The 24,295-nt window shown below is 60.2% G+C and carries 25 protein-coding genes and 1 pseudogene; 8 read left to right on the forward strand and 18 right to left on the reverse strand.

The genetic code is table 11. The annotated features are described in order from the left end of the window. Positions 1-125 precede the first annotated feature (125 nt). The gene (locus WGT02_RS02750; protein ID WP_024313521.1) at positions 126-860 is read left to right on the forward strand and encodes an SDR family NAD(P)-dependent oxidoreductase; all 735 of its coding nucleotides are present in this window, start codon (positions 126-128) and stop codon (positions 858-860) included. A gap of 215 nt (positions 861-1,075) precedes the next feature. Then, complete coding sequence (locus tag WGT02_RS02755; RefSeq protein WP_024313522.1) at positions 1,076-1,678, forward strand: NADPH-dependent F420 reductase; 603 nt, start codon at positions 1,076-1,078, stop codon at positions 1,676-1,678. Positions 1,679-1,905: 227 nt separating this feature from the next. Here the strand turns inward: WGT02_RS02755 and WGT02_RS02760 are convergent, their stop codons facing one another. Both WGT02_RS02760 and WGT02_RS02765 read right to left on the reverse strand, forming a co-directional pair. Then, on the reverse strand, positions 1,906-2,688 hold the full coding sequence (locus tag WGT02_RS02760) for an SDR family oxidoreductase (protein WP_024313523.1): 783 nt from the start codon (positions 2,686-2,688) through the stop codon (positions 1,906-1,908). After that, the gene (locus tag WGT02_RS02765) at positions 2,685-3,017 is read right to left on the reverse strand and encodes a polyketide cyclase (protein ID WP_024313524.1); all 333 of its coding nucleotides are present in this window, start codon (positions 3,015-3,017) and stop codon (positions 2,685-2,687) included. Before WGT02_RS02765 ends, WGT02_RS02760 begins: the two co-directional genes overlap by 4 nt. A gap of 82 nt (positions 3,018-3,099) precedes the next feature. On the opposite strand from WGT02_RS02765, the gene WGT02_RS02770 reads away from it, so the two are divergent. Then, positions 3,100-3,507, forward strand: a complete 408-nt coding sequence (locus WGT02_RS02770; RefSeq protein WP_208249202.1) for a helix-turn-helix domain-containing protein — start codon at positions 3,100-3,102, stop codon at positions 3,505-3,507. Between the two features lie 103 nt (positions 3,508-3,610). Continuing rightward, positions 3,611-4,020: pseudogene (locus tag WGT02_RS02775) on the forward strand (LysR substrate-binding domain-containing protein); the annotation flags it as partial. Between the two features lie 116 nt (positions 4,021-4,136). On the opposite strand, the gene WGT02_RS02780 reads toward WGT02_RS02775, so the two are convergent. Beyond that, positions 4,137-5,039: a LysR family transcriptional regulator gene (locus WGT02_RS02780; RefSeq protein WP_024317726.1), complete on the reverse strand. Its 903-nt coding sequence runs from the start codon at positions 5,037-5,039 to the stop codon at positions 4,137-4,139. Between the two features lie 179 nt (positions 5,040-5,218). On the opposite strand from WGT02_RS02780, the gene WGT02_RS02785 reads away from it, so the two are divergent. Then, on the forward strand, positions 5,219-6,211 hold the full coding sequence (locus WGT02_RS02785; RefSeq protein ID WP_024317727.1) for an NmrA/HSCARG family protein: 993 nt from the start codon (positions 5,219-5,221) through the stop codon (positions 6,209-6,211). A gap of 152 nt (positions 6,212-6,363) precedes the next feature. Here WGT02_RS02785 and WGT02_RS02790 read toward each other — a convergent pair whose 3' ends face one another. The 8 genes from WGT02_RS02790 to WGT02_RS02825 form a co-directional block, all read right to left on the reverse strand. Beyond that, positions 6,364-6,534, reverse strand: a complete 171-nt coding sequence (locus tag WGT02_RS02790) for a hypothetical protein (protein ID WP_197901943.1) — start codon at positions 6,532-6,534, stop codon at positions 6,364-6,366. 489 nt (positions 6,535-7,023) lie between these two features. Further along, positions 7,024-7,317 carry a hypothetical protein gene (locus WGT02_RS02795; RefSeq protein ID WP_024317728.1) on the reverse strand — a complete coding sequence of 98 codons (294 nt, stop codon included), beginning with the start codon at positions 7,315-7,317 and terminating at the stop codon, positions 7,024-7,026. A 647-nt stretch (positions 7,318-7,964) separates the two neighbouring features. Beyond that, positions 7,965-8,336: a hypothetical protein gene (locus tag WGT02_RS02800; RefSeq protein WP_208249199.1), complete on the reverse strand. Its 372-nt coding sequence runs from the start codon at positions 8,334-8,336 to the stop codon at positions 7,965-7,967. Further along, positions 8,326-9,279, reverse strand: a complete 954-nt coding sequence (locus WGT02_RS02805; protein ID WP_208249197.1) for a phosphotransferase family protein — start codon at positions 9,277-9,279, stop codon at positions 8,326-8,328. The genes WGT02_RS02800 and WGT02_RS02805 overlap by 11 nt, the downstream gene beginning before the upstream one ends. After that, positions 9,248-9,514, reverse strand: coding sequence for a hypothetical protein (locus tag WGT02_RS02810; RefSeq protein WP_157997326.1), 267 nt, complete (start codon positions 9,512-9,514; stop codon positions 9,248-9,250). Before WGT02_RS02810 ends, WGT02_RS02805 begins: the two co-directional genes overlap by 32 nt. A gap of 748 nt (positions 9,515-10,262) precedes the next feature. Next, positions 10,263-11,825, reverse strand: coding sequence for a glutamine-hydrolyzing GMP synthase (gene guaA / locus WGT02_RS02815; protein WP_024317732.1), 1,563 nt, complete (start codon positions 11,823-11,825; stop codon positions 10,263-10,265). Positions 11,826-11,918: 93 nt separating this feature from the next. Beyond that, on the reverse strand, positions 11,919-12,557 hold the full coding sequence (locus WGT02_RS02820; RefSeq protein ID WP_024317733.1) for a 5'-methylthioadenosine/S-adenosylhomocysteine nucleosidase: 639 nt from the start codon (positions 12,555-12,557) through the stop codon (positions 11,919-11,921). After that, on the reverse strand, positions 12,554-13,003 hold the full coding sequence (locus WGT02_RS02825; protein ID WP_208249194.1) for a PaaI family thioesterase: 450 nt from the start codon (positions 13,001-13,003) through the stop codon (positions 12,554-12,556). The genes WGT02_RS02820 and WGT02_RS02825 overlap by 4 nt, the downstream gene beginning before the upstream one ends. 248 nt (positions 13,004-13,251) lie before the next feature. Here WGT02_RS02825 and WGT02_RS02830 point away from each other — a divergent pair, with 248 nt between their 5' ends. Both WGT02_RS02830 and WGT02_RS02835 read left to right on the forward strand, forming a co-directional pair. Further along, positions 13,252-14,295 (forward strand): GH25 family lysozyme, encoded by a 1,044-nt coding sequence (locus WGT02_RS02830; RefSeq protein ID WP_024317735.1) that lies wholly within the window; start codon positions 13,252-13,254, stop codon positions 14,293-14,295. A 49-nt stretch (positions 14,296-14,344) separates the two neighbouring features. Continuing rightward, the gene (locus WGT02_RS02835; protein ID WP_208249192.1) at positions 14,345-14,920 is read left to right on the forward strand and encodes a dienelactone hydrolase family protein; all 576 of its coding nucleotides are present in this window, start codon (positions 14,345-14,347) and stop codon (positions 14,918-14,920) included. Between the two features lie 34 nt (positions 14,921-14,954). On the opposite strand, the gene WGT02_RS02840 is transcribed toward WGT02_RS02835, so the two are convergent. The 7 genes from WGT02_RS02840 to WGT02_RS02870 form a co-directional block, all read right to left on the reverse strand. Further along, positions 14,955-15,407: a TspO/MBR family protein gene (locus tag WGT02_RS02840; RefSeq protein WP_024317737.1), complete on the reverse strand. Its 453-nt coding sequence runs from the start codon at positions 15,405-15,407 to the stop codon at positions 14,955-14,957. Positions 15,408-15,468: 61 nt separating this feature from the next. Further along, entirely contained in the window at positions 15,469-16,557 is a 1,089-nt protein-coding gene (locus WGT02_RS02845; protein ID WP_208249190.1) for a DUF1513 domain-containing protein, read from the reverse strand. A gap of 4 nt (positions 16,558-16,561) precedes the next feature. Further along, positions 16,562-17,656 (reverse strand): imelysin family protein, encoded by a 1,095-nt coding sequence (locus WGT02_RS02850; protein ID WP_208249188.1) that lies wholly within the window; start codon positions 17,654-17,656, stop codon positions 16,562-16,564. Beyond that, positions 17,656-19,194 (reverse strand): di-heme oxidoredictase family protein, encoded by a 1,539-nt coding sequence (locus WGT02_RS02855; protein WP_024317740.1) that lies wholly within the window; start codon positions 19,192-19,194, stop codon positions 17,656-17,658. Before WGT02_RS02855 ends, WGT02_RS02850 begins: the two co-directional genes overlap by 1 nt. A 48-nt stretch (positions 19,195-19,242) precedes the next feature. Beyond that, on the reverse strand, positions 19,243-20,523 hold the full coding sequence (locus WGT02_RS02860; RefSeq protein ID WP_024317741.1) for an imelysin family protein: 1,281 nt from the start codon (positions 20,521-20,523) through the stop codon (positions 19,243-19,245). Positions 20,524-20,661: 138 nt separating this feature from the next. Then, a complete protein-coding gene (locus tag WGT02_RS02865; RefSeq protein ID WP_024317742.1) occupies positions 20,662-21,951 on the reverse strand; it encodes an RsmB/NOP family class I SAM-dependent RNA methyltransferase in 1,290 nt (429 codons plus the stop codon). A gap of 156 nt (positions 21,952-22,107) precedes the next feature. Continuing rightward, on the reverse strand, positions 22,108-22,470 hold the full coding sequence (locus WGT02_RS02870; RefSeq protein ID WP_024317743.1) for a septal ring lytic transglycosylase RlpA family protein: 363 nt from the start codon (positions 22,468-22,470) through the stop codon (positions 22,108-22,110). A gap of 605 nt (positions 22,471-23,075) precedes the next feature. Between WGT02_RS02870 and WGT02_RS02875 the strand changes: the two genes are divergently transcribed. Beyond that, entirely contained in the window at positions 23,076-24,290 is a 1,215-nt protein-coding gene (locus tag WGT02_RS02875; RefSeq protein WP_208249187.1) for an MFS transporter, read from the forward strand. Positions 24,291-24,295 lie beyond the last annotated feature (5 nt).

The following is a 24,295-nucleotide window of genomic DNA, read 5'->3' on the forward strand; positions in this document are numbered from 1 at the left end:
GTCGTCCAGCCGGATCGATTTCGCACCACCGATGTGCGCGCTTCCGCACTCAACAACTGACGCCCGCGGACCCATTTCGAAGTTCTCGGAGGCAGACGCTGTCCGATACGACGAAAGGAGAAGTCATGGGAAAGCTTGAGGGTAAGGTTGCTGTCATCACGGGTGGATCGAGCGGCATGGCGCTGGCGAGCGCCAAGCGGTTCGTTGAAGAAGGCGCCTATGTTTTCATCACGGGCCGGAGACAGGAGCCGCTCGATGAGGCCGTCAAGCTGATCGGCCGGAACGTGACCGGCGTGCGCGGCGACGCGTCCAATCTCGACGACCTCGACCGCCTGTTCGATACAGTCAACCGGGAAAAGGGCAAGATCGACATCCTGTACGCGAGCGCCGGCATGGGCGAAGCCGTCCCCCTGGGCGAGATTACCGAGCAGCACTTCGATGCGGCCTTCGGCCTGAATGCGCGCGGCACGCTGTTTACGGTTCAGAAGGCGTTGCCGCTGTTCAACGATGGTGGATCGATCTTCATGACCGGGTCAATTGCTTCGATCAAAGGGTTTCCTGGTTTCAGCGTGTATGCGGCGAGCAAGGCGACGTTGCTCGCATTCGCACGCGGGTGGCTCAACGAACTGAAGGGCAGGAAAATCCGGGTGAACGTGCTGAGCCCGGGGCAGATCGCCACACCCATTCAGGAGCAACTCTTCGACGAGGAGACGAAGCGGTATTTCGAATCCCTGGTCCCGCGGGGAAAGATGGGTGGTCCTGAGGAAATTGCGACGGTCGCGCTGTTTCTTGCTTCAGACGATTCGAGCTTCGTGAATGGGGTGGAATTGTATGTCGACGGCGGCACCTCGGCCATCTGAATCGCGCCGGATCGCGGGAAGCGGCTGACCGTCCGGCCGCGCGGAAGTCGTTCACGGCAGGACGTCTACGCGTCAATTCAGGAATTCGAACCGATGACGCGCATCGCTTGGGGTGGTGGTCCGAAGATCTCGCGAAGGTCGCCATGCAGCGAAACGGATAACCCAGCGCCGTTGAGGGCCGGGGAATCAATATCAACACGGATCGGAGAAGTATTATGAGCTATGCGATTGTAGGATTCGGTGCGGTAGGCCAGGCTCTCGCCCACGCCTTCGCCCGTAAAAACATCGACGTGACCGTCGCGAGCCGCCGGCCGCCCGAGGCGTTGGCGCCGCAGGCTCGGGCGATTGGACCCAGGGTCGTCGCCAAGTCGCTGCGGGACGCAGTCGAGGCCGACACGATCATCTTGGCGGTCCCGTTCGGGGAGCATCGTGAGCTTGCGAAGGCCCTGCCGAGCTGGGAAGGCAAGACAGTCATCGACGCGACGAACGCGTTTGGAGTTCTCCTTGAAGAGCTGGACGGCCTCCCGTCCTCCGCCTTCGTCGCGAAGGCGTTCACCGGCGCCAAGCTCGTGAAAGGTTTCAATCACCTGGTTGCGGCCAGCCTGGCTGCCGATCCGATCGTCGAGGGCGGGCACCGGGTCGTCTTTCTGTCGAGCGACGACGAGGACGCGATCGCTCCCGTGGCGGCCTTGGCCAAACAACTCGGGTTCGCACCCGTCAAGCTGGGAAAGCTCAACGAGGGTGGCGCGCTGGTGCACGCACGCGGCCGCACTTGGGGCCAGCTCATCTTCCAGGATTTGTTCAAGAAGGAGCAGTAGTCGATCTACGACCGTGTGATCGACGCCAAGAACTGGTCACGCGCGCTAACTTCTTCGAGCAGCGCGCGACCGAATATTTGAAGGCCGCAAAGTCGCGAAGGTTGGGGTGGGCCTGACGGTCGAAGCTTCCTCCGGGAAATCCCGGACGATGTCTTCGGATCGCTCCGCGGCGATGACGATGGCTCGCTGCGAGAAGATTGATGGTCTCAATCTGTCGCCGATCAGGCTCAGACAGTCGGGACCGTTCCACCGTCAACGACATATTCGGTGCCCGTTATTGAACCGGCGCGATCTGACACGAGGAACGCGATCAAATCCGCCACCTCTTTCGGCTTTGCCGGACGTCCAAGAGGGATGCCGCCAAGCGATTTCATGATGATCTGCTTGCCGCCTTCATAGTCCGTGCCCTCGTGCTCCGCGAGCCGTTTCGCCAAGTTCACCGCCGCCTCAGTCTCGATCCAGCCCGGTGACACACGCACCACACGGATGCCCTTGGGCGTGACCTCTTTCGACAAACTCTTGCTGTAGGTCGAAAGCGCCGCCTTTGCGGCCGCATAGGCGGTCGTGGATTCCGGTAGCGGCAGTTCGCGCTGGATTGAGGTGACGTGAATAATAACGCCCGATCCCCGTTCGATCATCGATGGCAACAGCGCGCGATCGATCCGAACGGCCGCCATCAGATTCTGATCCAACGCCTTTGACCATTGATAGTCATCGAGCGCAGCGAAACCGCCGCCTGGCGCGCTCGACCCGCCGAGCACGTTGACGATGATATCGATCCCGCCAAGTTGCTCCGTGACCGCCTTCGCAACAGCAGAGCATCCATCGGCCGTCGAAAGGTCAGCGGCCACGAAATGGACGCCATCGGACGAGGTTTCGGGGATCGAACGCGCGGTCGTCAGGACCCTGACACCAGCGTCGAGAAGCACCGACACCACCGCTTCGCCGAGGCCCTTTGTGCCGCCCGTTACCAGCGCCCGACGACCTTCAAGTTCTAGGCTGAAGCTCATGGGATGATCTCCAGCGATGCGATCTTGTCGCCGTCAAGCTCGAAAAAATAGCGGAGATCAACTGGGCTTCCGGGGAAGTTTCCGACCAAGTGGCTGGCGATGACGGTCTTTCCATCCTTGTCTTCGGATGCGAACGGCTCGCTCGTATATTGATACTTCGTCGTGGAATTCTCCTTCCACTGCTTGACGGTAACGCGGCCGATGTAGACCTGGCCTTCGTCTTTCACGACGGCATCTTCAGTGAAACACCGTGCGACGGCCTCACGATCAGCTTTGTCCGCGTCCGCGGTGAAATAGTCGGCGATCGGTTTTGCTAGGTCGATAGACATGATTGTTCTCCTTCTCGGAATGACCAGATCGCCCTGGGCGATGCGAATTGATCCCTCAGAAGATTGGGTTTAAGCTTCCCAAATGACAAGAACGCACGAAAAAGTAGGGTACTTACCAGAAAGTAAGGGCGATGGCCTAACACCAACCTCGGCAGCCCATGGGGTCGAACAGGCGCTCAAGATTCTCGAAGGCCGCTGGAAGCTCGTGATCCTCTTCCACTTGTTCGGCGGCAAGCTGCTGAGGTTTTCGGATCTGGAACGCGCCATTCCGGCCATCTCGCAGAAGATGCTGATCCAGCAGCTTCGACAGATGGAGAAGGACGGCATTGTTCGCCGTATCGTGCATCACCAGGTGCCGCCGAAGGTCGAATATGGTCCTACGGCCTGGGGACAGGCGCTGTGTCCGGCGCTCGACGCGCTGCTGACGTGGGCCGCCGAGCGCGAGTTCGCTGATGACACCAAAGATCTGGATGGCACTGCGTCTCGTTGAGAGACTCGTGCAGGCATTCTATTGGATCGATGATGTTGTCCACTTATCGCCGATCAAGTCGGAGCCGATTCCGCCGTTCTCCTGTATTTGCCCGCCAGGCTACTATCTGGCGGCGCGCGGGACCCCCGCGTTCCCGCAGGATCTGCTCGCCCACGAGGCCATTCAGATGTCGAACGTGGCGGGAAGTGACACGCTCGCTTTGCAGGGGCCTGGCGATGAGCGCCATACGGTGCCCTTCGGAGGACGTTTTCGGGTCGACCATGGGATCGCCGCGCGCGAGGCCTCGTCGCCGGGCGCGGCATTGCACCCGCCCATCGGTGGCTTGTCGACGATCTCTTGGTGGTTAGCCGACTCGAGGTGATCCTGCCGGATTATTCCCTGCCACCCGTCCCGCTGAGCATGCTGATTGCCCCCGAGCGCGCGCAAATCGCTCGGGTCCGGCTGCTAGTCGACTTTCCTGCTGAGCAGATTGTCGCTATTCCGGGGATCGAGAAGCCAAAGCCAGATCGCTAGCCACCGAACCTCAGTTCCAAGTCGTTGCGTTGCATGCCCGCTCCTCAGTCGCACGTTCGAGGAGGCCCCAATCCGCTAAGCCGCGCGTCGCTTTCGTCATCGGCCAGGGCAGCCATTTATGTGTGCGCCATCAGCGACGCAATAGCCTCCCGAATCCAGCGTTGGCCGCCGTGTCCGTGACTGCGCTCGTGCCACACCATTCCCACTGCGAAACCTTCGACGGGAAATGGGCAGTCTATTACCATGAGCTTGTCGGCACGGTCGCGTACGAGACGTTCTGGAACAAGGGCAACGAAGTCCGAGTAAGACACGATCTCAGGAACGAACAAGAATGAGGCTGCCGATAACACCGCATTGCGTCTGTGTCCGAGGTCAGCCAAAGCGCTGTCCACTGGCGTCACAAAGCCACCGCCGTCCAAGGAAACAATTACCTGGTCCATCTCAGCAAACTCCTCGACCGTGATTCCCTTTCGTAGTCTCGGATGTTTCCGTCGGCCAATGAGCACATAGCGCTCGTTAAACAGGTGTCGAGTACGAAGACTCGGCGAAGCGGCCTGCGGCGTCATGAGCGCCAGATCCACATCACCCCGCACCATCTGCGCGTCCAACTGCGCCACGTCGAGATTGCGCAGCGCGACACGAACTCCGGGTGCCCGCATCCTGAGTTCCACGACGAGCGGCTTGACCACCGCCGCCTGCAGATAATCTGTACAGGCGATAGAGACGGTTAGCTTGGCTTCAGCCGGGTCGAAGTTCCTATGGGAAACAACCGTGGCTCGAACCTGGTCAAGGGCCTGGCGCAAAGGCTCGAGCAACTCCATTGCTTTAGCGGTCGGTGTCATTCCTCGCTGTGCAGGTATTAGCAGTGGGTCGTCGAACTCATGCCTGAGGCGGTTTAGCTGGGCACTGACCGCTGGTTGGCTCAGATTCAGGCGCGCGGCCGCCTTCGTCACGTTCTGCTCCACGAGCAACGTCTCGAGAGTGACCAGCAGATTGAGATCCAGGCGCTTGGTATCCATTGAATGGATAGTAGCTGAACATTCCTATGATTTCAAACATAGCTCGAAACAGGCGAGACTTCCCGGCCTGAGGTCCGACCTTTCCCGCGGTCGCTGTTCACGAGCACCTGGTGGACAGCGACCGGGCGACTACGGTTCAAGACCTCAAGGTCAGGAATCTCAAGACTAGGAGAAGTTGCATGATCCAAGCCGATACCTCCACACCTCTGATCACTGTTGTCGGTGCCTCGAGCAAGCAAGGCCGCAGTGTCGCCGAGGCCCTGCTCGACAGTGGGCGCTACCGGGTGCGTGCCCTGACGCGCCGCCGCGATAGCCAGCCCGCGCAAATCTTGGCGCAGAAGGGCGCCGAGGTCGTGGTGGCACCCCTTGAACTCGGCATGGAGGCCGAGCTAACCGCGGCCATGAGCGGCTCGTACGGAGCGTTCTTGATGACGCCGCCCATCGTCAAGGTGCCGCCGGAGGAACACGAGCTTACCCTCGGCATGGAATTGGCTAACGCGGCGGTGGCCGCTGGCGTCGAACATGTGGTTTTCAGCGGGCTCGAAAATGTCGAAGCGCGTACCGGCGGCACTAAGTGGGCGCCGCACTTCACCGACAAGGCGAAGGTGGAGGACTACATTCGCAGCTTGCCCGTTCGCAGTTCGTTCGTGTACCTGGCGTTTTACTACACCAATTTCCTAGAATACTATGTGCCGCAGCGCGGGGCGGACGGCATAACGTTCCCCATATACTTGCCGCCACATATTCCCATGCCGTTCTGTGATCCGCTCACTGCCGCCGGACCGGCGGTGCGCGAGATTTTCGATCACCCCACGCAATACGCCGGCAAAACCCTCCCAGTGATCGGCGAATTTCTCTCGGCGCAAGAAATGGTGGACACTTTTGTGCGGGTCACCGGACAGCGGGCGCACTACGCCTCCGCTTTCTCGCGCGAAGAATTGTTGCACCACTTTCCGAGTTTTGCCGCCGACGAGCATCTCGTGCGCGAATTGGTGGGCATGGTGGAATACGCCGTCGAGTATGGCTATTACGCCCCCGACCGCGACCTGACGTGGAGTCGGAAAATCGATCCGCATGCGTTGACTTGGGAGCAGTTCCTGAAACGCAGCAATTGGCAAGGCGACCTGCTGTCCTATGGCGCCACCTCAGAGGCCGACCTTTTGTCGACGTAACAGAGGCGTCAGTCGGAACCGCCTTGCTCCGCTCACCGTCCAACTGGATCGACATGATGTTATTTCCTCGATTACGCCGCGCGGCGGCTCTGTTTCATGGCTTTTGAAATGGCCGCGTCGGTTTAGCCCAGGCAGCGGGATCGGGCCGGCGGTTAGGCCGGGAAACGGTTGCCGAACATAGGCAGACCGCTCTTGGATTCGGCTTGCGTTGCTTCGTCCTGCAGCACGTCCCAATGCTCGGCGAGTTGACCATCCTCGGACCTGACCACATCGGCCGCGACCCAGGCGGCCGGCCGGCCGTTGCCCGAGAAACGCCCGTGCACGATGACGAAATCGCTTTCGGCCAGGATCGGGCCGTGCTCGTAGCGGAGCGTGACGGGTGCACTGCGGATAAGGTTGATAATCCGTCACGACCCGGCTCGATATGGGCGCTGTGCTGGATGTAGTGATCGGACCAGAACGCTTCGGCCGCTTCGTAGTCGCGCTTGCTGAAGAGCGTATCGAATGCTTCCAGCACGAGCACCTTGTTCCGGTCGGGGGTTGTGTCAGTGATCGTATCCCTCCTTTCTTGGGGTAATGGCCGCTACCACATCGTGTCTTCCAGCCACGCGCTCATCAGCGCCGGGGCCCTGCGGACGAGGTCGGGTCGTGGTACCAGCCAAGCGCGGCCTTATGCGTCCAGGAACAGGATCGTGGGGTTACGAACGTCTCGGGGTACTGGAACAGCGATCCGTGGCTGGCGTCCGGGTACAGGATCAGCGTCGCGTTCGGCAGGTTCTGCTGCAAGATGAACGAGTTCACGGTGTAGATAATTACGTCGTACTGGCGTTCACGACCAGAGTCGGCTGCCTGATGTCCTTCAGATAAGCATAGGAGTCGGGCTTCGGCGCGCCGTAGATCGCCAGCGCCGCCACCTGCGCCGGAGCGACCTTCTCGCCGACAAGGGGATCGCGATCCTCGATGCGCCGATGCGTACGCTCAAGAAACGCGCGGCCAGCCGCTTGGCTTGCTTCACTCGGCGTGAAGTGTACCCGCAGCCAGAGTTGGTCGGCGCTGTCATATGTGGCGCCAAAGATCTCGTGCGCTTCGGGCGTCAGCGACGCCATGCCCTCGCCCCCCTGGGACCGGAGCCGACCAGAACGACCTCGGCGTTCCCCACGATAAGTCCCCGGCGCTCAGGGCGGTGACCGATGCCTACGGCGCGAAACTCGGCATCGATCTCACGCCCGACCATTATGTCGACAACCTGTCGATGGCGATGTCGCTGGTCGCGTCAACGGGCCGCTCGCCGGCGTGCCGCCGACGATCGACCTGTCGCTCGGATACAATGAAGCCAACACGTCCTCACTCCTCAAGGCCATCGTGTCGAGGATCGGCAATCTGAAATTCGCTAATTCGTGATCTTCCGCGCCGGTAGAATAGTATTTTGGAGTTGCGCGCGCCCTCAATTGACGGAGCGCTCACTCCGACGAACGAGGCTCTCAAACGTGAACGCCGCATCGAGAATGATGATGGTGCGGGCAGTTTGAATCGAACCGCCACTCCTTTTGGAACCGGATGTAAATGCCGTCACATCTGAGGCTGCGCAGGCATCTACTGGAGTCGGGAGCTGAAGCAATCGTACTCTCCGCGATCCCACCTATGCGGCACCTAGCTGACGCAGAGTGTTATTATCCGATTTGCACGCCAGAGCCCACTCGCCCCCTCGAGCAGTGTGACGCCCGGAGCGGCGGATCTACGGGTTGCTTAGCATCTATCGACTATACGTCGCGGCGGCTCCCAGCTCTCGGCAACGACGATTCAGTTCAACGAACTGAGAAGACGCGATGCCTCGCCTCAACCAGCCGTCGCCGATAACGACTTCCAATGCGTACTTGCCGTACTGCATGCGACGAGCGAGACCTAACCCTGCCGTGATCTCGCCAACCTGCGCTTTGATGAACACGAGTCGAGACGGTTCATTGCCAGATATCTCCAAATTGCTGGCAACTGTGCGTTCAATGATCTCACGCTCCACCACTTCAGGCATCGCTGCTTGCACGTGCTCGCCGGAGAGGATTTCGACCAATCTAGCGCGGTCGACCGACGTCGCGTCGGCAATGCTAATCGACCCGTCACCAAGCATGCACGATAGATCCGTCGCTTCCCACCGTACAATCGCGCCAAGTACGAACCCGATGTTGCGTACCATCTTTGATGCTCGCTTCAACTTCTGGGCTGAGAGCAATAAACGTATTGAGGAACAACAACGACCGCAGCTCAGAAAGATATACGTGGTACGGAAGGCATGAGAGATCCAAGTCTCTGGAATTCATCGAGCTCCGGTAGCCCTCGAGAAATGAATGCCACAACTCGGATTTGCGTTGCGGCGTCTGGTCAATTCCCGTCAACCACCACGCTACATTGGCAATGTCCCTGGTCGGATCCCCGACGGAAGTATGTTCGAAATCGAACAACGTCGCACTAGATGATTGGAACCGTGCATTTCCCGGCCATGCGTCACCATGCAGGATCGCTTTTGCCCCCGAATGTATGGGTGTTTCGTCTGTAATCCATGCGTGAACCGATGTCCGAGCCGTCGAAACTGACTCTGCCAATGGTCCGGTTGCCGCCGCGTCAGATAGCGCTCCGGCGCCCGAGCTTTCCTGAACTTCCAATGCCTCAAGAACAGGAATTGAATGGAGTTTTGCCAGGACCGAGCCGAACAACGACATCTGCTTATTCGAGTTGTCGAACGGACTCCCCATCGCGACCGTTGTTGCAATGCCGTGGTACGTTTCGCCGCTCCATTTGAATGCTGCTCCCGCATGGGAATCCTCGAAGAACGGCCGCGTCGCGACGATGGCGTCATGACCAGCAATAAACGCCAGCGTGCGTGCCTCGGATTTCACCGCGTCAGCCGTATGAAGCTCTGCCGGCGAGAGCCGCAGATAAAAGTCGCCACGCTTACATTGCCCTGTGAGGGTCTTGTTGACCCCGTCGACGACGACCTCGAGCCGCACATCAGTTAGCCCGGTAACGCCCGACAGGGTCCGCTCAGCGGCCTTCAGGTTCAGCGAGTGATCCATTCGCGCTCTCCCTGAGAAAGCCTTCGAGGTGTAGAATTGAGCAAATGTGATGGAGAAGCTCCAGCGACCTAGAGCCGTAGAAGGTTTCGACATCTGTGCGGAATCGTTCGGGCGAAACTATGTCTAGGTCGTAGGCGATCATCTCCTGCGTAAGAGACTTTATGCCGGCCTCGTCCCTCATTAAACCGACTATGTCGCCATCCGAGAAGTTCTCCTTCTCGTAATCGCTGAACATCGAGGCATCCGGCAGCGAATGCTCAATATGGGAAAGGAGCAGCGCCTTTTCGAAACGGAGGGCGAATGGCAAGGATCTGCAAAAACGTACGATCTCCGTGTTGCAGAGCGGGTAAACCGGCCAAAGTCCCTCTTGCAATACGAGTGGTGTGTGACGGGCCATCGCACCGAGTGCGGTTATCCTGCTCGGCGGCACGACCGATGAACTCCAAAGCGGCGCCTCAGCCAGTTCTCTGGCAGAGGGTGTCAGGCACTTCAGAAATTGAGGCGGTCATCCTGCACAGTTTCGTCGAGAAAGGTAGGAAACAATTCGTCTCCACCATGACCCACTGAGAATAGTGTTCGCACCGACCTTCACTGCCTCTCTCCAAAGCGCATGAAACGCCGAATAATAGGACTCGCTTTGATAGTAGAGGCTCTGGAATCGGTTGAGGCTGGTATAGGATGGCAGATGATCTGCCATCGACATGGATCGGCCGCGAGCTCCACACTCCGAAACAGCCGCCGCGTCGAAAAGTCTTTTTATTTCAACGCATTACCGAGAAAAAGTACCGTCACGAGTCTCATTCCTCGTGACGGTACTTTCAAAAATCGGGTCAGACAATATGGGGAAGGTCCGTCCGAGGTACCGCTAGGTCCAATCTCTACGCAGCGAAGGCTACCGATAGATGCTGAGATAATTTTTATTTGATATCAGCAGCTTATGTCGAATCCCGGCGCACTTTTGGATACGTTCGGATGGACCTGAATCATTCCCACTCGATCGTGCCGGGCGGCTTCGAGGTGACGTCGTAGACGACACGATTGATGCCGCGCACCTCGTTGATGATGCGGGTCGCGGCGCGGCCCAGGAATTCCATGTCGTAGTGATAGAAATCCGCGGTCATGCCGTCGACGGAGGTCACGGCACGCAGCGCGCAGACGAATTCGTAGGTGCGCCCGTCGCCCATGACGCCGACGGTCTGCACCGGCAGCAGCACGGCAAACGCCTGCCAGATCGCGTCATAGAGACCGGCCTTACGGATCTCATCGAGATAGATCGCGTCAGCCTCGCGCAGGATCTCCAGCTTCTCGCGGGTAATGCCGCCCGGGCAGCGGATCGCGAGGCCGGGACCCGGGAAGGGGTGGCGGCCAATGAAGCTGTCGGGCAGGCCGAGCTCCTTGCCGAGCACGCGCACCTCGTCCTTGAAGAGTTCGCGCAGCGGCTCGACGAGCTGCATGTTCATGCGCTCGGGAAGACCGCCGACATTGTGGTGCGACTTGATCGTCACCGATGGACCGCCCGTGAAGGAAACGCTTTCGATCACGTCGGGGTAGAGCGTGCCCTGGCCGAGGAATTCGGCGCCGCCGAGCTTCTTGGCCTCTTCCTCGAAGGTCTCGATGAACAGCCGGCCGATGATCTTGCGCTTGGTCTCGGGATCGCTGACGCCTTCAAGTTCGCCGATGAACTTGTCGACGGCATCGACGTGGATCAGGTGCAGATTGTAGTGTTCGCGGAACATGGCGACGACGTTGGCCGCCTCGTCCTTGCGCATCAAGCCGTGATCGACGAGCACGCAGGTGAGCTGCTCGCCGACGGCTTCGTGGATCAGGAGCGCCGCAACCGAGCTGTCGACGCCGCCCGAAAGGGCGCAGATGACGCGCTTGTCGCCCACCTCTTCGCGAATCTGCTCGACCGCCTTCTGGCGATAGGCCGACATCGACCAGTCGCCCTTGATGCCGGCGATGTTGTGAATGAAGTTGCCGATCAGCTTGGCGCCGTCGGGCGTGTGCACGACCTCCGGGTGGAACTGCACGCCGTAATACTTGCGCTTCTCGTCGGCAATGAAGGCGTAAGGCGCGTTCGGTGAGGTCGCCACGACCTCGAAGCCTTCAGGCAGCGCCGTGACGCGGTCGCCGTGGCTCATCCAGACCTGATGGCGCGAGCCCTTCGACCACAGGCCCTCGAACAACTGGCTGTCTTCATCGACTTCGAGAAAGGCGCGGCCGAATTCGCGGTGATGGCCGCTCTCGACCTTGCCGCCGAGCTGCATGCACATTGTCTGCTGTCCATAGCAGATGCCGAAGACGGGCAGGCCGCTGTCGAAGATGATCTGCGGTGCGCGGGGCGAGCCTTCGTCGACTGTCGAGGCCGGGCTGCCGGATAGGATCACGGCCTTCGGCTGCAGGCGCTTGAAGCCGTCTTCGGCGGACTGGAAGGGAACGATCTCGCAGTAGACACCCGTTTCGCGCACACGACGTGCGATCAGCTGGGTTACCTGGCTGCCGAAATCGACGATGAGAACGCTATCTGGATGTGCTGTCTGGGTCATGGCGAGCCTTTAATGAAAAGCACCCGGTCTTGCAATGCGCGAAATCCTTCGCTGGAGGATTTTATTGTCCTGATTGTCCCTGTTTTGCAGGGGCTAGAACCAGAATACGCCATCCTCCAGCGCCGTAAACAGGCTGTCGACGGCATAAGACAGCTTGCGGTCGACGACATGAAGGTATTCCGTCCAGCCGGAAATGTGCTGCAGATCCTCCACGCCGTCGGAAATCCCGCGCAGACCGATCAGCGGCAGCTTGTAGGCCTGGCAGGCACGCAATATCGCGAAGGTCTCCATATCGACCATGTCAGCGGCAATTCCGTTGTAGGCCTGCCCGGATACAACGTTGCCACCGGTCGACAGGCTCGCCTCCGGAATACCAGGGATCCTGAGCGGCAGATCGACGATGGCGGGCAAGTCGAGGAACGGCGTGCGCCCCTTCTCGAAGCCGAGCGGCGATGCGTCCATGTCGCGATACGACACGGAGGTGGCCTGATAGACCTCGGTCTGTTCGAGCTTTGCCGATCCGGCCGAGCCGAGCGAGACGACCAACTGCGGCAACTCGTCGGCCTGTTCCAATTGCGCCAGCGCCCGGGTGAGCACGATGGCTGCCTCAACCGGACCGACGCCCGTCATCAGCGGCTCGAAGCGAGAGCGCAGGAACGGGCCGTACTCGGCCTCCGCCGCCATCACGAAGAGAATGGACTTGCCGGCGACCGATTTCGGCTCAAACTTCATCCCGAAATGCCCTCTCTGCCACGGATGATCATCATGGTGCTTGTCATGGAAGCGATGAGCTTTGCCGGTCCGTCGCCGATCGCGTAGCCGCGCCCGTCCGCAACGATGATGTTCGATCCCGGCTTGGTGATCTCGCCCCGAAACAGGAAGCGATCGCCACGCCCCGGCGACAGCAGATTGACCTTGAATTCGATCGTCAGAATGGATGCCTCGGCGTCGATGACGCTGTAGGCAGCAAAACCGCAGGCGGAATCGAGAGCAGCGGAGATCACGCCGGCATGCAGGATCCCGTGCTGCTGGGTGAGCTTGACGTCGAACGGCAGTTCGATCTCTACCATTGCCCGCTCGATACGGGTCAATTCGGCCCCGAGGGTATGCAGTGCCGCCTGGCGGGCAAAATTCTGGTGGATTCGCTCGTGGAAATCGCCGCTATCGTTGTCAGTCATCGGTTCGCCTTTCTTACGAGCGCGAAAGTGGCATGGTGCGCCGCATCAGACAAGCGGTTCCCGGAAATCAGTTGGCGGAATGCTCCCGCGCGATTTGCCTCCGCCCATCGTTTCACAGCGCGTGCCAGCGCCGGGCGTAAAGATTGGATTCAGTCTTTTTTGGTAAATCTCTGTTAGCCATTGCTTTTCAATGGGTCTTTGGTGGCAGCGACCCTGCCGTCGACAGTTGTTTTGCGTGCGGGTTCTTAATGCGTCTATCGGCTGCGTCAGTTTTCTTCCTTGCCTGCCTTGCTTTGTCAGGCTGCACATCCAGTTTGGGACCGGACAGCCTCGCCGCAGGAGTGCCGTCGCGCGAGACGACAAGCTCGGTCACGCGCCCAAGCGCCCCCGTGCCAGAAACGGCTGTGCCGTCTGCCGATGTGGGTGAGGCCCTGCCGGTCGCGCCGAGACAGGAGGAATTGGCCTGGGCAGGTCCGGTTCCTCAGCCGCAAGCCTTCACGCCGCAGGCAAGCGTGGCCGCAGCCCCGTCACCATCGGAAAGGCCGGTTGCAGCACCAGCGCCGATGGCCCCGGAAATCGATCCGGCGCCGCGCACACGCTCCCAGATCTACGGTCATCGTTTCCGTGACGTCAAACCCATCAACTTCGGATCGTCTTCGCCGCGAAAGCTCGCCGTTCATGGCGTCGACGTTTCGCGCTGGCAGGGTGCCATCGACTGGCAGAAGCTGAGGACGCAGGGCGCGAACTTCGTCTACATCAAGGCAACCGATGGCGGCGATCATCTCGATCCGATGTTCCGAAAGAACTGGCGGGATGCCAAGCAGGCCGGAATAAAGCGCGGCGCCTATCACTTCTTCTATTGGTGCCGCACGGCCGGCGAACAGGCGGACTGGTTCATCCGCAACGTTCCCAGGGAAGCCGGCGCTCTGCCGCCGGTCATCGACGTCGAGTGGAACGGCGAGTCCAGCTGCAAGCGACGGATCTCTCCCGAGAGGGTTCGCGAGAAGATGCAGGTCTTCATGGACAAGCTGGAGAAGCACTACGGGCAGCGGCCGATTATTTACACCGCACCGGACTTCTACCGTGATAACCTCAAGGGCGCGTTCCTGAATTATCCCTTCTGGCTGCGTTCGGTTGCAGCACATCCCTCGAAAGTTTATCCCGGACGCCGGTGGGTATTCTGGCAGTATTCGGGCTCCGGCATCTCGCATGGCGTCGATGGCCGGATCGACCTGAATGTCTTCCACGGCAGCGAGGATGACTGGCACGACTGGGTCAGCAGCGCCGGCTGAGACGCTGCCGGTGCGGCTTGCTTGAAACAATCGGGAGGCTAGCTTAGCTATGGCGGAAGTCGTGCTTTTTCATCATGCACAGGGTTTGACGCAAGGTGTCGTTGCCCTTGCCGCAGACCTGCGAGCCTGCGGACACGTCGTTCATACGCCCGACCTTTTTGCCGGTCGGACGTTCGACACCTTGGAGCAGGGTGTGCAGCATGCTCAGGAGATCGGCTTCGGGGAAATTGTCCAACGCGGAGCGCGCGCAGTGGATGGGCTTATGACCGAGCTCGTCTATGTCGGTTTTTCCCTGGGGGTGCTGCCCGCGCAGTATCTGGCCCAAACGCGTTCCGGCGCGCGGGGCGCGATTTTTCTTCACGCCTGCTTGCCGCGTTCGGAATTCGGTTCGGCCTGGCCGGAGGGGCTGCCGGCGCAGATCCATGCGATGGATGCCGACCCATTCTTCGTCGCAGACGGTGATATCGAGTCAGCTCAGGCGCTCGTTGACGAATCGGCTGACGTCAGGCTTTTCCTCTACCCGGGCGACTCGCATATCTTTTCTGACCGGTCGCTCGCGGCCTACGATCCAGCCGCCGCCGCCGTTTTCGAACGACGGTTGCTCGACTTTCTCGCCGATCGATAGCGGTTCAACCGGGTCGCGCTGTCAGGCTATGCCCTCAGTTCAGATAGACGATCGAGGCGTTGAGCAGCGTCGCGAAACCGACCCAGACGGCATAGGGAACGAAGAGCAGCGCGGAAATGCGGTCCGAGTTCCAGCGGTTTACGGCAAAGGCAAGGATCAGCCCCAGCAACAGGACGATGACGACCAGAGACGCCGACAGCATCCGCAAGCCGAAGAAGAACGGCGACCACAGAAAATTGAGCACCATCTGCCAGGCCCAGATGAGCATGCCGATGGAAAGATGCCCGCGCAGCCACGTCCGCGCCCCGGCAATACCGATCAGGACGTAGAGAGCGAACCAGACGGGCCCGAAGATCCAGTCAGGTGGATTGAATGCCGGTTTTGCAAGAGATTGATACCATTCCCCAGGCAGATTATTGACGCCGATAGCCAGACCCCCGCCCAGCGCGATGGCGACGAAGACGACGTAGGTCAGGGCTTTGCTCATGCGGCGGAGATAGTGCAGCCATACCCTCCAACCAGATCGCTAGCGATCTTTTGCGCACAATTCAGACGGCCGCAACGCGCACGATATGCTGGTCCCAGGCAACATCGCTCTGCGTTGATAAAAATCCGCCTTCATAGGACGACACGGCGAAGCCGTCCTTGGCCGCTGCAATCCCTGCCGCATCAGGCACGACGTCCTCACGAAGCACCCGGCCGCTCTTCGCATCGATCGTCACGGAGGCTCCGCGCTTGGGTGAGGTGACGCCGACCAGCCCTTCTGCTCGATTGATTGCGATCGCACCGACATAGTTGGCAAGCCGGCGTGTCGTCTCTTCCGGCAGTTCGACGAAGCGCAGGTCTTCTCCTTTCGCAAAGGAGCCGACGAGCGGCGGCAGGTCGTTGCGGTGTCCTTCATATTGGCAGGCAAACCAGATGCGGCCGTTCGCATCGACATCGACGTGTCGGGTAGAGAGTTGCGCCCACTGCGATGGCAGGGAGTGTTTCTCGATCAGTATCCCCGTTGCTGCATCGATCAGCGTTAGAGACGGCTGCATGCTGGAGAGATTGAGCTTCGTGCGGCCGAAATCCGGATGCGTTTCGATCCCGCCATTGGCAACGATCAGCATTCGCCCGTCGTCGGATACCGTCATGTCATGCGGACCGACGCCGTAGGTCTCGAACTCGCCGATGCGCTCAAAACGGCTGGTCGCATCGTAAAGGCCGATCACGCCGCGGTTGGTGTCGAAGGCGTTCTCGCTGGCATAGAGCAGCCGGCCGTCAGGCGAGAAGGCGCCATGGCCATAGAAGTGACGACCTTCGGCGGCCGTGACGATGATCGGTTCCTTTTTGCCGCGAGGGTTGAAGATCATCGCATAGGTGCCGGGACGACGGGCAAACGCGACGGTCTTTCCCGTCACTTGGCTGCAGGCCATGCCATGGGCGCGCGCCGGAAGCGTGACTTGGTCAACAATTTCACCGCGCTCAGAGACCGTGGCAACGGCGTACGATCCGTTTGCCGTCCGCATGCCCGATGCATAGACCGCGTCCGCGCGGTCCAGTGCCATGAGCGCTCGCGGCTGGAGCGGGGCCAGGAATGTCAGTCCGGCAGCCTTGACGAAACTGCGCCGGTCGATCGCCGAACTGTTCCACATGGCTTCAATCGCCGTCCGAGAAGGAGAAGCCAGCCGACAGGCCGATCGCGGCGCCGTAGTCATCGCTGATCTTGGTGATCAGTTCGCGCGTGCTGACGAGAAGGGCATCGAGCTTTGCCCTTTCCGCGGTGCTTGTCGCAACCTCGATATCGGGGTTGAGTTTCGGCACGGTGTCGAGCAGCGACTTGAAGCTGGCATCGATCGCGTCGGCGATCGGCTTTTTGTCCGCAGGTAGCAACGCGGCCATGCCGGCCTTTTGCCAGAGCGTCCGCAGTCCCTCTAGGTTGGCCGTCATCGACTTCCAAGTGTTGTTGGAGCGCCAGTAGATCGCCATGCGTGGACGCGGCGTGGTGTCCTTGCCCTTATAGAACTGCTCGAGCCGCTGATCGCGGACGGTTTCCGCGCCGTGAACAAGAATACCAAGCAGGGCGGTCACGGCCTCCTTGTTATCCATGAAGTCTTCGCTTTGCGGGCCGGGATGCTTCCAGCTTGCCTGCACGCCGTCGGGCTTTTCCCAAGCCGCGATGACTTCGCCGGCCTCGCGCTGGATGTTGCCGGCAACCGCCGCGCCATAGAGGCATCGGAAGCTGTTCTTCTGCTTCGTCAGGTCTTCGGAGCCGGTGCCGTGGAGTACGTATTCAAGCGCAGTCAGCCCCTGTAGCGCCACGCTTTTGCCGGCGATCGCGTCGACCGTTGCGTCCTTCGGATCGGCTTTGGCGATCAGAGCCTGAACCTGCTTCAGGCCGACGCCCTTGCGATCAGGATAGAACAGGATGTGCTCGAAGAGATTGTCTCGGATAACTGGTCCGGTCTGAACGATCTCAATGACCGACCAATATCGGATCGTATCGTCGAAGGCCGACTTCGCCTTGTCCAGCGTCTGCTGCGTAGCGTCATCGCAGAGGTCCTTCATCGCCGTCGTCAGGCGCGCTGCCGATTGCTGGGCGTTGCGGTAGCCGGGGCGGATCACCTCATCGACTGCCCGCTGCATGACTGCGGATACCGCTTCCTCGTTCAGGCCGGCCTGCGGTGCAGAGGTCTGGGCGGCAGCGGAAGAAACAAGGGCAAGGGAGAGGAGAAGAGGTTGCCAAAGGCGCATCAAAGGGACTCCAGGAATGTAATCAATGCCTGCCGGTCATCCTTGGGCAGGGATGTAAACGCGTCACGCGCCTTTTGCGCCTCGCCGCCATGCCAGAGAATCGCTTCGGTGAGATTTCTGGCGCGGCCGTCATGGAGGAAAAAGCTGTGCCGGCTGACAGTCTGGGTGAGACCTATACCCCATAGCGGTGGCGTGCGCCATTCACGTCCGCTCGCGCTCCCGACTTGTTGTCCGTCCGCAAGACCCTCGCCCATGTCATGCAGCAGGAAGTCGGAATAGGGCCAGATCAGTTGGAATGATTGGGCCTTGTCGAGGCTGTCGCGGCGCGTGACGAACTTCGGCACGTGGCAGGAAATGCAGCCGCTTTCGTAAAAGATCTTCTTGCCCAGCAGGGTTACCGGAAAGCTCGCCTCACGCCGTGCGGGGACCGCAAGGTTTGCCGAATAGAAAGTGACAAGATCGAGGATCGGACCGGGAGCCTCCTCCCTGCCTAGGCGCTTCTGGACGCCCGTCGGCATCTCCTGGCACTTGGCTTCGGCTTTTGTGCAATCGCCGTGCGGGTCAGGCCGGTCGGGGTTCGAAATGCCAATATCGTTGGAAAAAGCATCGGCGCTCTGATCGCGCACGCTTGCATTCTGGGCCTTCCAGCCGAAGCGCCCGAGCGCAACCTTGCCCGTACGGTGGTCGCGCACGATCGCCGCTTTGCCATGGACGCCGTCGCCGTTCGCATCGTCCGGATCGGCATGCGCGAGGATATCCGCCTCGGGAATAGCCTCGATCAGGCCCAGCCCGATCATTGCCGGCGCAACGCGTGGCGAGAGCGTCGTGGCGGGGTCAAGCGGCCCGTAACCAAGGTCGGTCACCTCGTAGGTCGGCCGACGCAGCAAGACCGTCTCGCCGTCGCCAAGCGCAACAGGTTCCTCGGTGTAACGGATCGCCATCTTCCCTTCGGAGGGAAGGCCGGGCACCGCGAGATCCTGCAGCTGGTGGCCATAGATGAGATCGGGGAAGTTGACGATCTGGGCCTCGGTAATCCCGCGCTGCTCCTCGGGCGTTGCCGCCGGGCGCGATAGGCGCAGGACCATCGAGGTGGCGCTGACGCCGCCCTCCGGCGGCTTTCCGCGACCGTCGTTCAGGTGACAGCTCATGCAGGAGCGGGCATTGAAGAGCGGCCCTAGGCCATCCGAAGCCTGCGTCGAGGACGGCGCGGAGACCCAGAGCTTCTTGAAGAGCGCGTTCCCGAGCCGGAACGGCTGCTCTTCCTCGAAGGGGATCGTCGCAGAGATATGCGAGAAGGAATCCTGGGTGATCGGATCGATCGATGTGGCACCGCCTGCCTGCATCGCTTCGTATTGTTCGGCCTTGGAAAAATCGTTGGTCGGTGGCGTCACATCGGCGACGCGTTTCATATCTGCGTCGGAAAGGTCAGCTCGCTTTGGCGGGAAATCGAAACCAGACGCCAGGGCGACGGAAAATCCGGCGATCGCAGCGCAAAATGCTGCGCTACCGAGAAGACGACGAGCCGGTATGGGAGGCATTTTCGGAGTTCGGGCCGCTCCGCCAGACGAAGCGGCCCGCCTTTTCACTTATTGGAAGACCGCGCCAGGATTATCCAAGCTGTCGGAACCTTCAAGCTTCACCGTGCCGAGATCGAGTGCGGCAATAACGCGCTGTACCGACTTTGTCTGGTCGACGAGGCCATCGATAGCTGCCTGAACGACAGCGTTGCCCTTCTTGTTGCCTTCGCCAATCATCTGGTCGTACTTCTCGACGTTCTGACCACGCTTGGCCATGACCTGCATTGCGTCGAGCGTCTTCTTCAGCTTGGCCTGCATTTCCTTGTCGACCTTCTTGTCCTTGGCTGCGACAAGATCATGCAGCGACGGACCGGCCATCTTCGTGCCGTCAACGCGGGTGTAATCGCCCGTGTAAGCGGCGGCGATGCCGATCGCGTCGTTGAGGTGCGAGTTGTAGGTGTTGTCGGAGAAGCAATCGTGCTCTTCTTCCGGATCATGCAGCAGCAGGCCGAGCTTCATGCGCTCACCGGCCAGCTCGCCGTAGGAGAGCGAACCCATGCCGGTCAGGATCGCAACGAGGCCAGCCTTCGGATCGACTTCCACATGCTTGGTGGCTTCGCCGTCCGGAGCCCAATTGTTGGTCATTTCCTGAAGGTCGGAAACGAGCAGCGTCGAGGCGGACTTCAGATATTCGGCGCGGCGATCGCAATTGCCGTGCGTGCAATTCTTGAGGTCGTAGTCGGTGGCAGGGCGGTTGCCGGCACCGGGGCCGGTTCCGGTCAGATCCTGGCCCCAGAGAAGGAACTCGATGGCGTGGTAGCCCGTTGCGACGTTGGCTTCGACGCCGCCGGCTTCTGCCAGCGTGCCGGACAGGAACTCAGGCGTCAGCTTGGACGCGTCGACATCCTTGCCGTCGATTTTGATGGTCTTGTTGGCAATGACATTGGCGACGTAGAGCGAGTTTTCGTCGCTCTCGGTGCCGTAGGAGGCGTCGACATAATCGATCAGGCCTTCATCGAGTGGCCAGGCGTTAACCTTGCCTTCCCAGTCGTCAACGATCGGGTTGCCGAAACGATAGACTTCCGTCTGCTGATAGGGCACGCGGGCCTTGATCCAGGCGGCGCGAGCGGCCTTCAGCGTTTCGTCTGTCGGATTCTTGAGCATGGCGTCGATTGCAGCGTCGATGGCCTTGGCCGTCGCCAGCGAGTCTTCGTACTTCGCATGCGCAACTTCGGCGTAATGCTTGACGACTGCAGCAGCATCCGGTGCCGCATAGGCGGGAATGGCGAGCAGGGCGGTTGGGGCTACGGCCAGCGCCACGGCTGCGCAGAAATTCTTGTTGAGTTTCATGATCCTCTCCTGTGCGGACATTCCGTCTGAGGTCCGACGAAAAATCTCTTCGCCCAAAAGCAAACTGGTGTCAAACACTCTAGTTTGGAATGATTTTAAGTATATTTCGCCACCATCGCCGACCGGCTGAAGTGAGGGTCAGCCCTTACGCTGCATGCGGCAGAAAAAGAAACCGTCCGTATCCGTGGAGGCGGGCGTGAGGGTGATGGTCTTGTCGTCGGACGAGCGGGGACGCGGTCTGTCCTTTCCGAACAAGCCGTCCCACGCCGGCAGGGCGCTGACGATGTCGTAGTCGCCATTTTCGGCAGTGAACCGCCGAACCTGGTCCTCGTTCTCCTGCGGCAGCACCGAGCAGGTCACATAGATCAGCTCGCCGCCCGGGCGGACAAAGGCGCTGGCCTGTTTGAGAGCGTCTTGCTGTTGGGCAGTGCGCTCGTCGAGATTCTTGGCGGTCAGACGCCATTTGGTATCGGGTCGCCGCCGCCATGTGCCGGTTCCGGTGCAAGGCGCGTCGACAAGCACCTTGTCGCAGCGCTCGCTGAGGCCCTTCAGCGCCTTGGCGTCGTCATGCACTTGGACATTCCGCGTTCCCGCGCGCCTCAGCCGTTCGATGATCGGGGCAAGCCGCTTGCGATCCGCATCATAGGCGTGGACCTGGCCCTTGTTGTGCATGGCCGCCGACATGGCGAGTGTCTTGCCGCCGCCGCCCGCGCAATAGTCGAGAACCTGTTCGCCATCTTTGGGAAGCACGAGATCGGCAACGATCTGCGATCCCTCGTCCTGCACTTCGAACCAGCCTTTTTGGAACGAAAGCTCGGCCGTCACGTTTGGAAGCCGGGAGGCGCCTTCGCCGGCGGGAATCCGGATGCCGTACCGGGCGATCGTCGCCTCCTGTGCGCCGGCTCTTTCGAGCGCCTTGACCGTCTTGTCGCGGGTGGCTTTCAGGATGTTGGCGCGCAAGTCGAGCGTGGGACGCCCGGCAAGCGCCTGCGCCTCGGCAAGCCAGTGATCGCCGAAGGCGCTTTCAAAGGAGGACTGGACCCATTCGGGAATATCGCCCTGAACATGAGCGGGGGCATCGGCCAGCATGCGGTTGTTGAAGGCGGATAGCGCCGCTTCCGAAAGCGGGCTGGGTGCGAACTTGTCGTCCATAAGTTCCGCGGCAAGGGTTTCCGGCGTGAAGCTCCACTGCCGGAACATCACCGCATAGGCGATCGCGGATGCACGGTCATCGTCCATCAGCCAGGCGTGGGAGAGGCGCATACGAAGCGCATCATAGACAATATTGCCGATCGCCGCGCGATCCCCGGATCCGGCAAACCGATGGGCGAGGCCCCAGTCCTTCAATGCATCGGCGACAGGCCGTCTGCGGGCATCGATATCTGCAAGAACCGAAATCGCCCCTTCGAGCCGTCCGCCCAAACGCATTCACACAGCTCCTAGTGGCCTCGGGTCAAAACTCCAGGCTTGTGAACAATCTGCAGGAAGCGCGACAGACGCAGCAGATTGTACACAAGTCTTCAATCGCGTCGTACTCGCGATTGGCGGCAAGAGCAAGCGGACGGCGTCGGGCCGACCGATGTTTTAGCCTATGACCTCGTAGCAGACCTTCGCAGTGCCGCTGCTGACCATACCAATGTTCTGGGCGGCGGCACGGGAGAGATCGAGGACGCGGCCACGAATGAATGGGCCACGATCGTTGACGCGGACGACGACACTGCGTCCGTTTCTGCGGTTGGTAACTTTCAGCTTCGTGCCAAATGCCAGTGAACGATGTGCTGCAGTATTGATGGTCGGGTTCATACGTTCCCCGGAAGCGGTTTTGGAGCGAAGTGCGTACCATGATGCGCCACCGCAACCATTTGCAGCAAATCCTTCAACGGGAAGGATGGTAGAACAGGCTGCAATCGTTGCTGCTGCGATAACAGAACGGCAAATTTTCTTCAAAACGGATTGTCCCCTCAACTGTTGAACTCGCGCCTTGTGGGCGGTGGGAGGGTTGAATCCGGCCAAGTGTGGCGAAAAAGTGCCTCCATATATCACGGAATATTACAAAGTGTAATATTTGTGATGACTGAATGCGCGACATGGAGCCGCAGAAAATCAAGAACATGGGAAAAAAGATAATGAAATCAAGTAAAATTAGAACGATTCTTGCCAGACGAAATCCACGCAACCCATGATCACAAAATCAACGAAAATAATTTTGCGCGATTGCCATAATTAATGCCTCATTTGAGCAAATTCAGGGGCCGTTAACCATAAGCCGGTGCAGGATTATGTGCGCCGAGCAAGCGAGGTAGGAATTTTCTACCCTTCACAGATCCGTTTGTGGCCCCAGGTTAACAACCATAGGAAGTAAATTCTGCCGCCTGCTCTCCCTGGCAGGCAGGGTCGTGATGCGTAGACCGACGCTGACCGCTGCAGCATCATCTAAAATGCGATGGGCGTTGTCGAAAACACGGATAATCAAACGTCTTTACCTTGCAAGCGCGCAAAGCGGTAGCTGTGGGCGCGGCTCGTTCGATTTGGGAAGGGGAGGCTGCGAAGTCATGAGCATATCCTATCGTTGGATTATTGTTGCTGCGGGGGCATTGATGACCTGCGTTGCGCTTGGCGCGATGTTCTCACTGGCGATCTTCCAGGAGCCCATCGCAATCGAGACCGGATGGTCACACGCGGGCATCGCGACTGCGATGACGCTCAATTTCATTGTTATGGGGATTGGCGGCTTTCTCTGGGGCACCGCAAGCGATCGCTTTGGTCCGCGCGTTGTCGTTCTGATCGGCGCCGGAGGCCTCGGGCTGGCGCTTGTGTTGGCGAGCCGCGCCGAAACCCTTCTGCAATTTCAGCTGACCTACGGCATTCTGGTGGGGTTTGCCGCCAGCACGTTCTTTGCACCGATGATTGCGACCACGACAGGTTGGTTCGAGGAGAACCGCAGCCTTGCCGTCTCATTGGTTTCTGCCGGCATGGGTGTCGCGCCGATGACGATCTCGCCCTTCGCGCGCTGGCTCATTTCCGCCTACGATTGGCGAACCGCGATGCTGCTGATCGGTATCGCTGCCTGGGTCCTGTTGATACCGGCAGCCCTGCTCGTTCGGCGTCCGCCGGCGGAAGCCGGCGACGGCGCAGCCACCGCTACCGCCAGCGGCGAGCAACCTTCACTCTCGCGGGTGTTCCGGTCGCCGCAATTCATGGTCCTCGGCCTGACGTTCTTCGCCTGCTGTGCGGCGCATTCCGGCCCGATCTTCCACATGGTCAGCTATGCCACGATCTGCGGCATAGCGCCGATGGCCGCCGTCAGTATCTACAGCGTCGAGGGGCTTGCGGGGCTCGGCGGCCGACTTCTCTATGGTGGGCTTGCCGACAGGATCGGGGTGAAGCCCGTCCTCGTCGCCGGCCTGTTCGTCCAGGCGATCGCGCTGGCAACCTATCTCTTCGTCAGCCGGCTCGGCGAATTCTACGTTCTCGCGATTATCTTCGGCAGTGCCTATGGCGGCGTGATGCCGCTTTATGCCGTGCTTGCTCGGGAATATTTCGGGTCGCGCATCATCGGTACTGTGTTTGGCGCAGCGACGATGCTCTCCAGCCTCGGCATGGCCTTTGGCCCTCTGATCGGTGGCTGGATCTTCGACACGTTCGCCAACTACTCTTGGCTTTTCATCGGATCCGCGCTGGTCGGGCTGGGGGCAGCGGCGATAGCACTGGCATTCCCGCCGCTCGCCCAGGCAAAGGCCGAGCCGGCCCTTGGCATATCCGCATGAAGCGT

The sequence above is a fragment of the Rhizobium sp. T1470 genome (genome assembly GCF_042140505.1).
GTDB classification, from domain to species: domain Bacteria; phylum Pseudomonadota; class Alphaproteobacteria; order Rhizobiales; family Rhizobiaceae; genus Rhizobium; species Rhizobium favelukesii.

Bases quoted from the DNA above. Each gene is read 5' to 3' on its own strand.
- WGT02_RS02750 (WP_024313521.1), top strand. From the start codon at position 126: ATGGGAAAGCTTGAGGGTAAGGTTGCTGTCATCACGGGTGGATCGAGC.
- WGT02_RS02755 (WP_024313522.1), top strand. From the start codon at position 1,076: ATGAGCTATGCGATTGTAGGATTCGGTGCGGTAGGCCAGGCTCTCGCC.
- WGT02_RS02760 (WP_024313523.1), bottom strand. From the start codon at position 2,688: ATGAGCTTCAGCCTAGAACTTGAAGGTCGTCGGGCGCTGGTAACGGGC.
- WGT02_RS02765 (WP_024313524.1), bottom strand. From the start codon at position 3,017: ATGTCTATCGACCTAGCAAAACCGATCGCCGACTATTTCACCGCGGAC.
- WGT02_RS02770 (WP_208249202.1), top strand. From the start codon at position 3,100: ATGACAAGAACGCACGAAAAAGTAGGGTACTTACCAGAAAGTAAGGGC.
- WGT02_RS02780 (WP_024317726.1), bottom strand. From the start codon at position 5,039: ATGGATACCAAGCGCCTGGATCTCAATCTGCTGGTCACTCTCGAGACG.
- WGT02_RS02785 (WP_024317727.1), top strand. From the start codon at position 5,219: ATGATCCAAGCCGATACCTCCACACCTCTGATCACTGTTGTCGGTGCC.
- WGT02_RS02795 (WP_024317728.1), bottom strand. From the start codon at position 7,317: ATGGCGTCGCTGACGCCCGAAGCGCACGAGATCTTTGGCGCCACATAT.
- WGT02_RS02800 (WP_208249199.1), bottom strand. From the start codon at position 8,336: ATGCTTGGTGACGGGTCGATTAGCATTGCCGACGCGACGTCGGTCGAC.
- WGT02_RS02805 (WP_208249197.1), bottom strand. From the start codon at position 9,279: ATGGATCACTCGCTGAACCTGAAGGCCGCTGAGCGGACCCTGTCGGGC.
- WGT02_RS02810 (WP_157997326.1), bottom strand. From the start codon at position 9,514: ATGTTCAGCGATTACGAGAAGGAGAACTTCTCGGATGGCGACATAGTC.
- guaA (WP_024317732.1), bottom strand. From the start codon at position 11,825: ATGACCCAGACAGCACATCCAGATAGCGTTCTCATCGTCGATTTCGGC.
- WGT02_RS02820 (WP_024317733.1), bottom strand. From the start codon at position 12,557: ATGAAGTTTGAGCCGAAATCGGTCGCCGGCAAGTCCATTCTCTTCGTG.
- WGT02_RS02825 (WP_208249194.1), bottom strand. From the start codon at position 13,003: ATGACTGACAACGATAGCGGCGATTTCCACGAGCGAATCCACCAGAAT.
- WGT02_RS02830 (WP_024317735.1), top strand. From the start codon at position 13,252: ATGCGTCTATCGGCTGCGTCAGTTTTCTTCCTTGCCTGCCTTGCTTTG.
- WGT02_RS02835 (WP_208249192.1), top strand. From the start codon at position 14,345: ATGGCGGAAGTCGTGCTTTTTCATCATGCACAGGGTTTGACGCAAGGT.
- WGT02_RS02840 (WP_024317737.1), bottom strand. From the start codon at position 15,407: ATGAGCAAAGCCCTGACCTACGTCGTCTTCGTCGCCATCGCGCTGGGC.
- WGT02_RS02845 (WP_208249190.1), bottom strand. From the start codon at position 16,557: ATGTGGAACAGTTCGGCGATCGACCGGCGCAGTTTCGTCAAGGCTGCC.
- WGT02_RS02850 (WP_208249188.1), bottom strand. From the start codon at position 17,656: ATGCGCCTTTGGCAACCTCTTCTCCTCTCCCTTGCCCTTGTTTCTTCC.
- WGT02_RS02855 (WP_024317740.1), bottom strand. From the start codon at position 19,194: ATGCCTCCCATACCGGCTCGTCGTCTTCTCGGTAGCGCAGCATTTTGC.
- WGT02_RS02860 (WP_024317741.1), bottom strand. From the start codon at position 20,523: ATGAAACTCAACAAGAATTTCTGCGCAGCCGTGGCGCTGGCCGTAGCC.
- WGT02_RS02865 (WP_024317742.1), bottom strand. From the start codon at position 21,951: ATGCGTTTGGGCGGACGGCTCGAAGGGGCGATTTCGGTTCTTGCAGAT.
- WGT02_RS02875 (WP_208249187.1), top strand. From the start codon at position 23,076: ATGAGCATATCCTATCGTTGGATTATTGTTGCTGCGGGGGCATTGATG.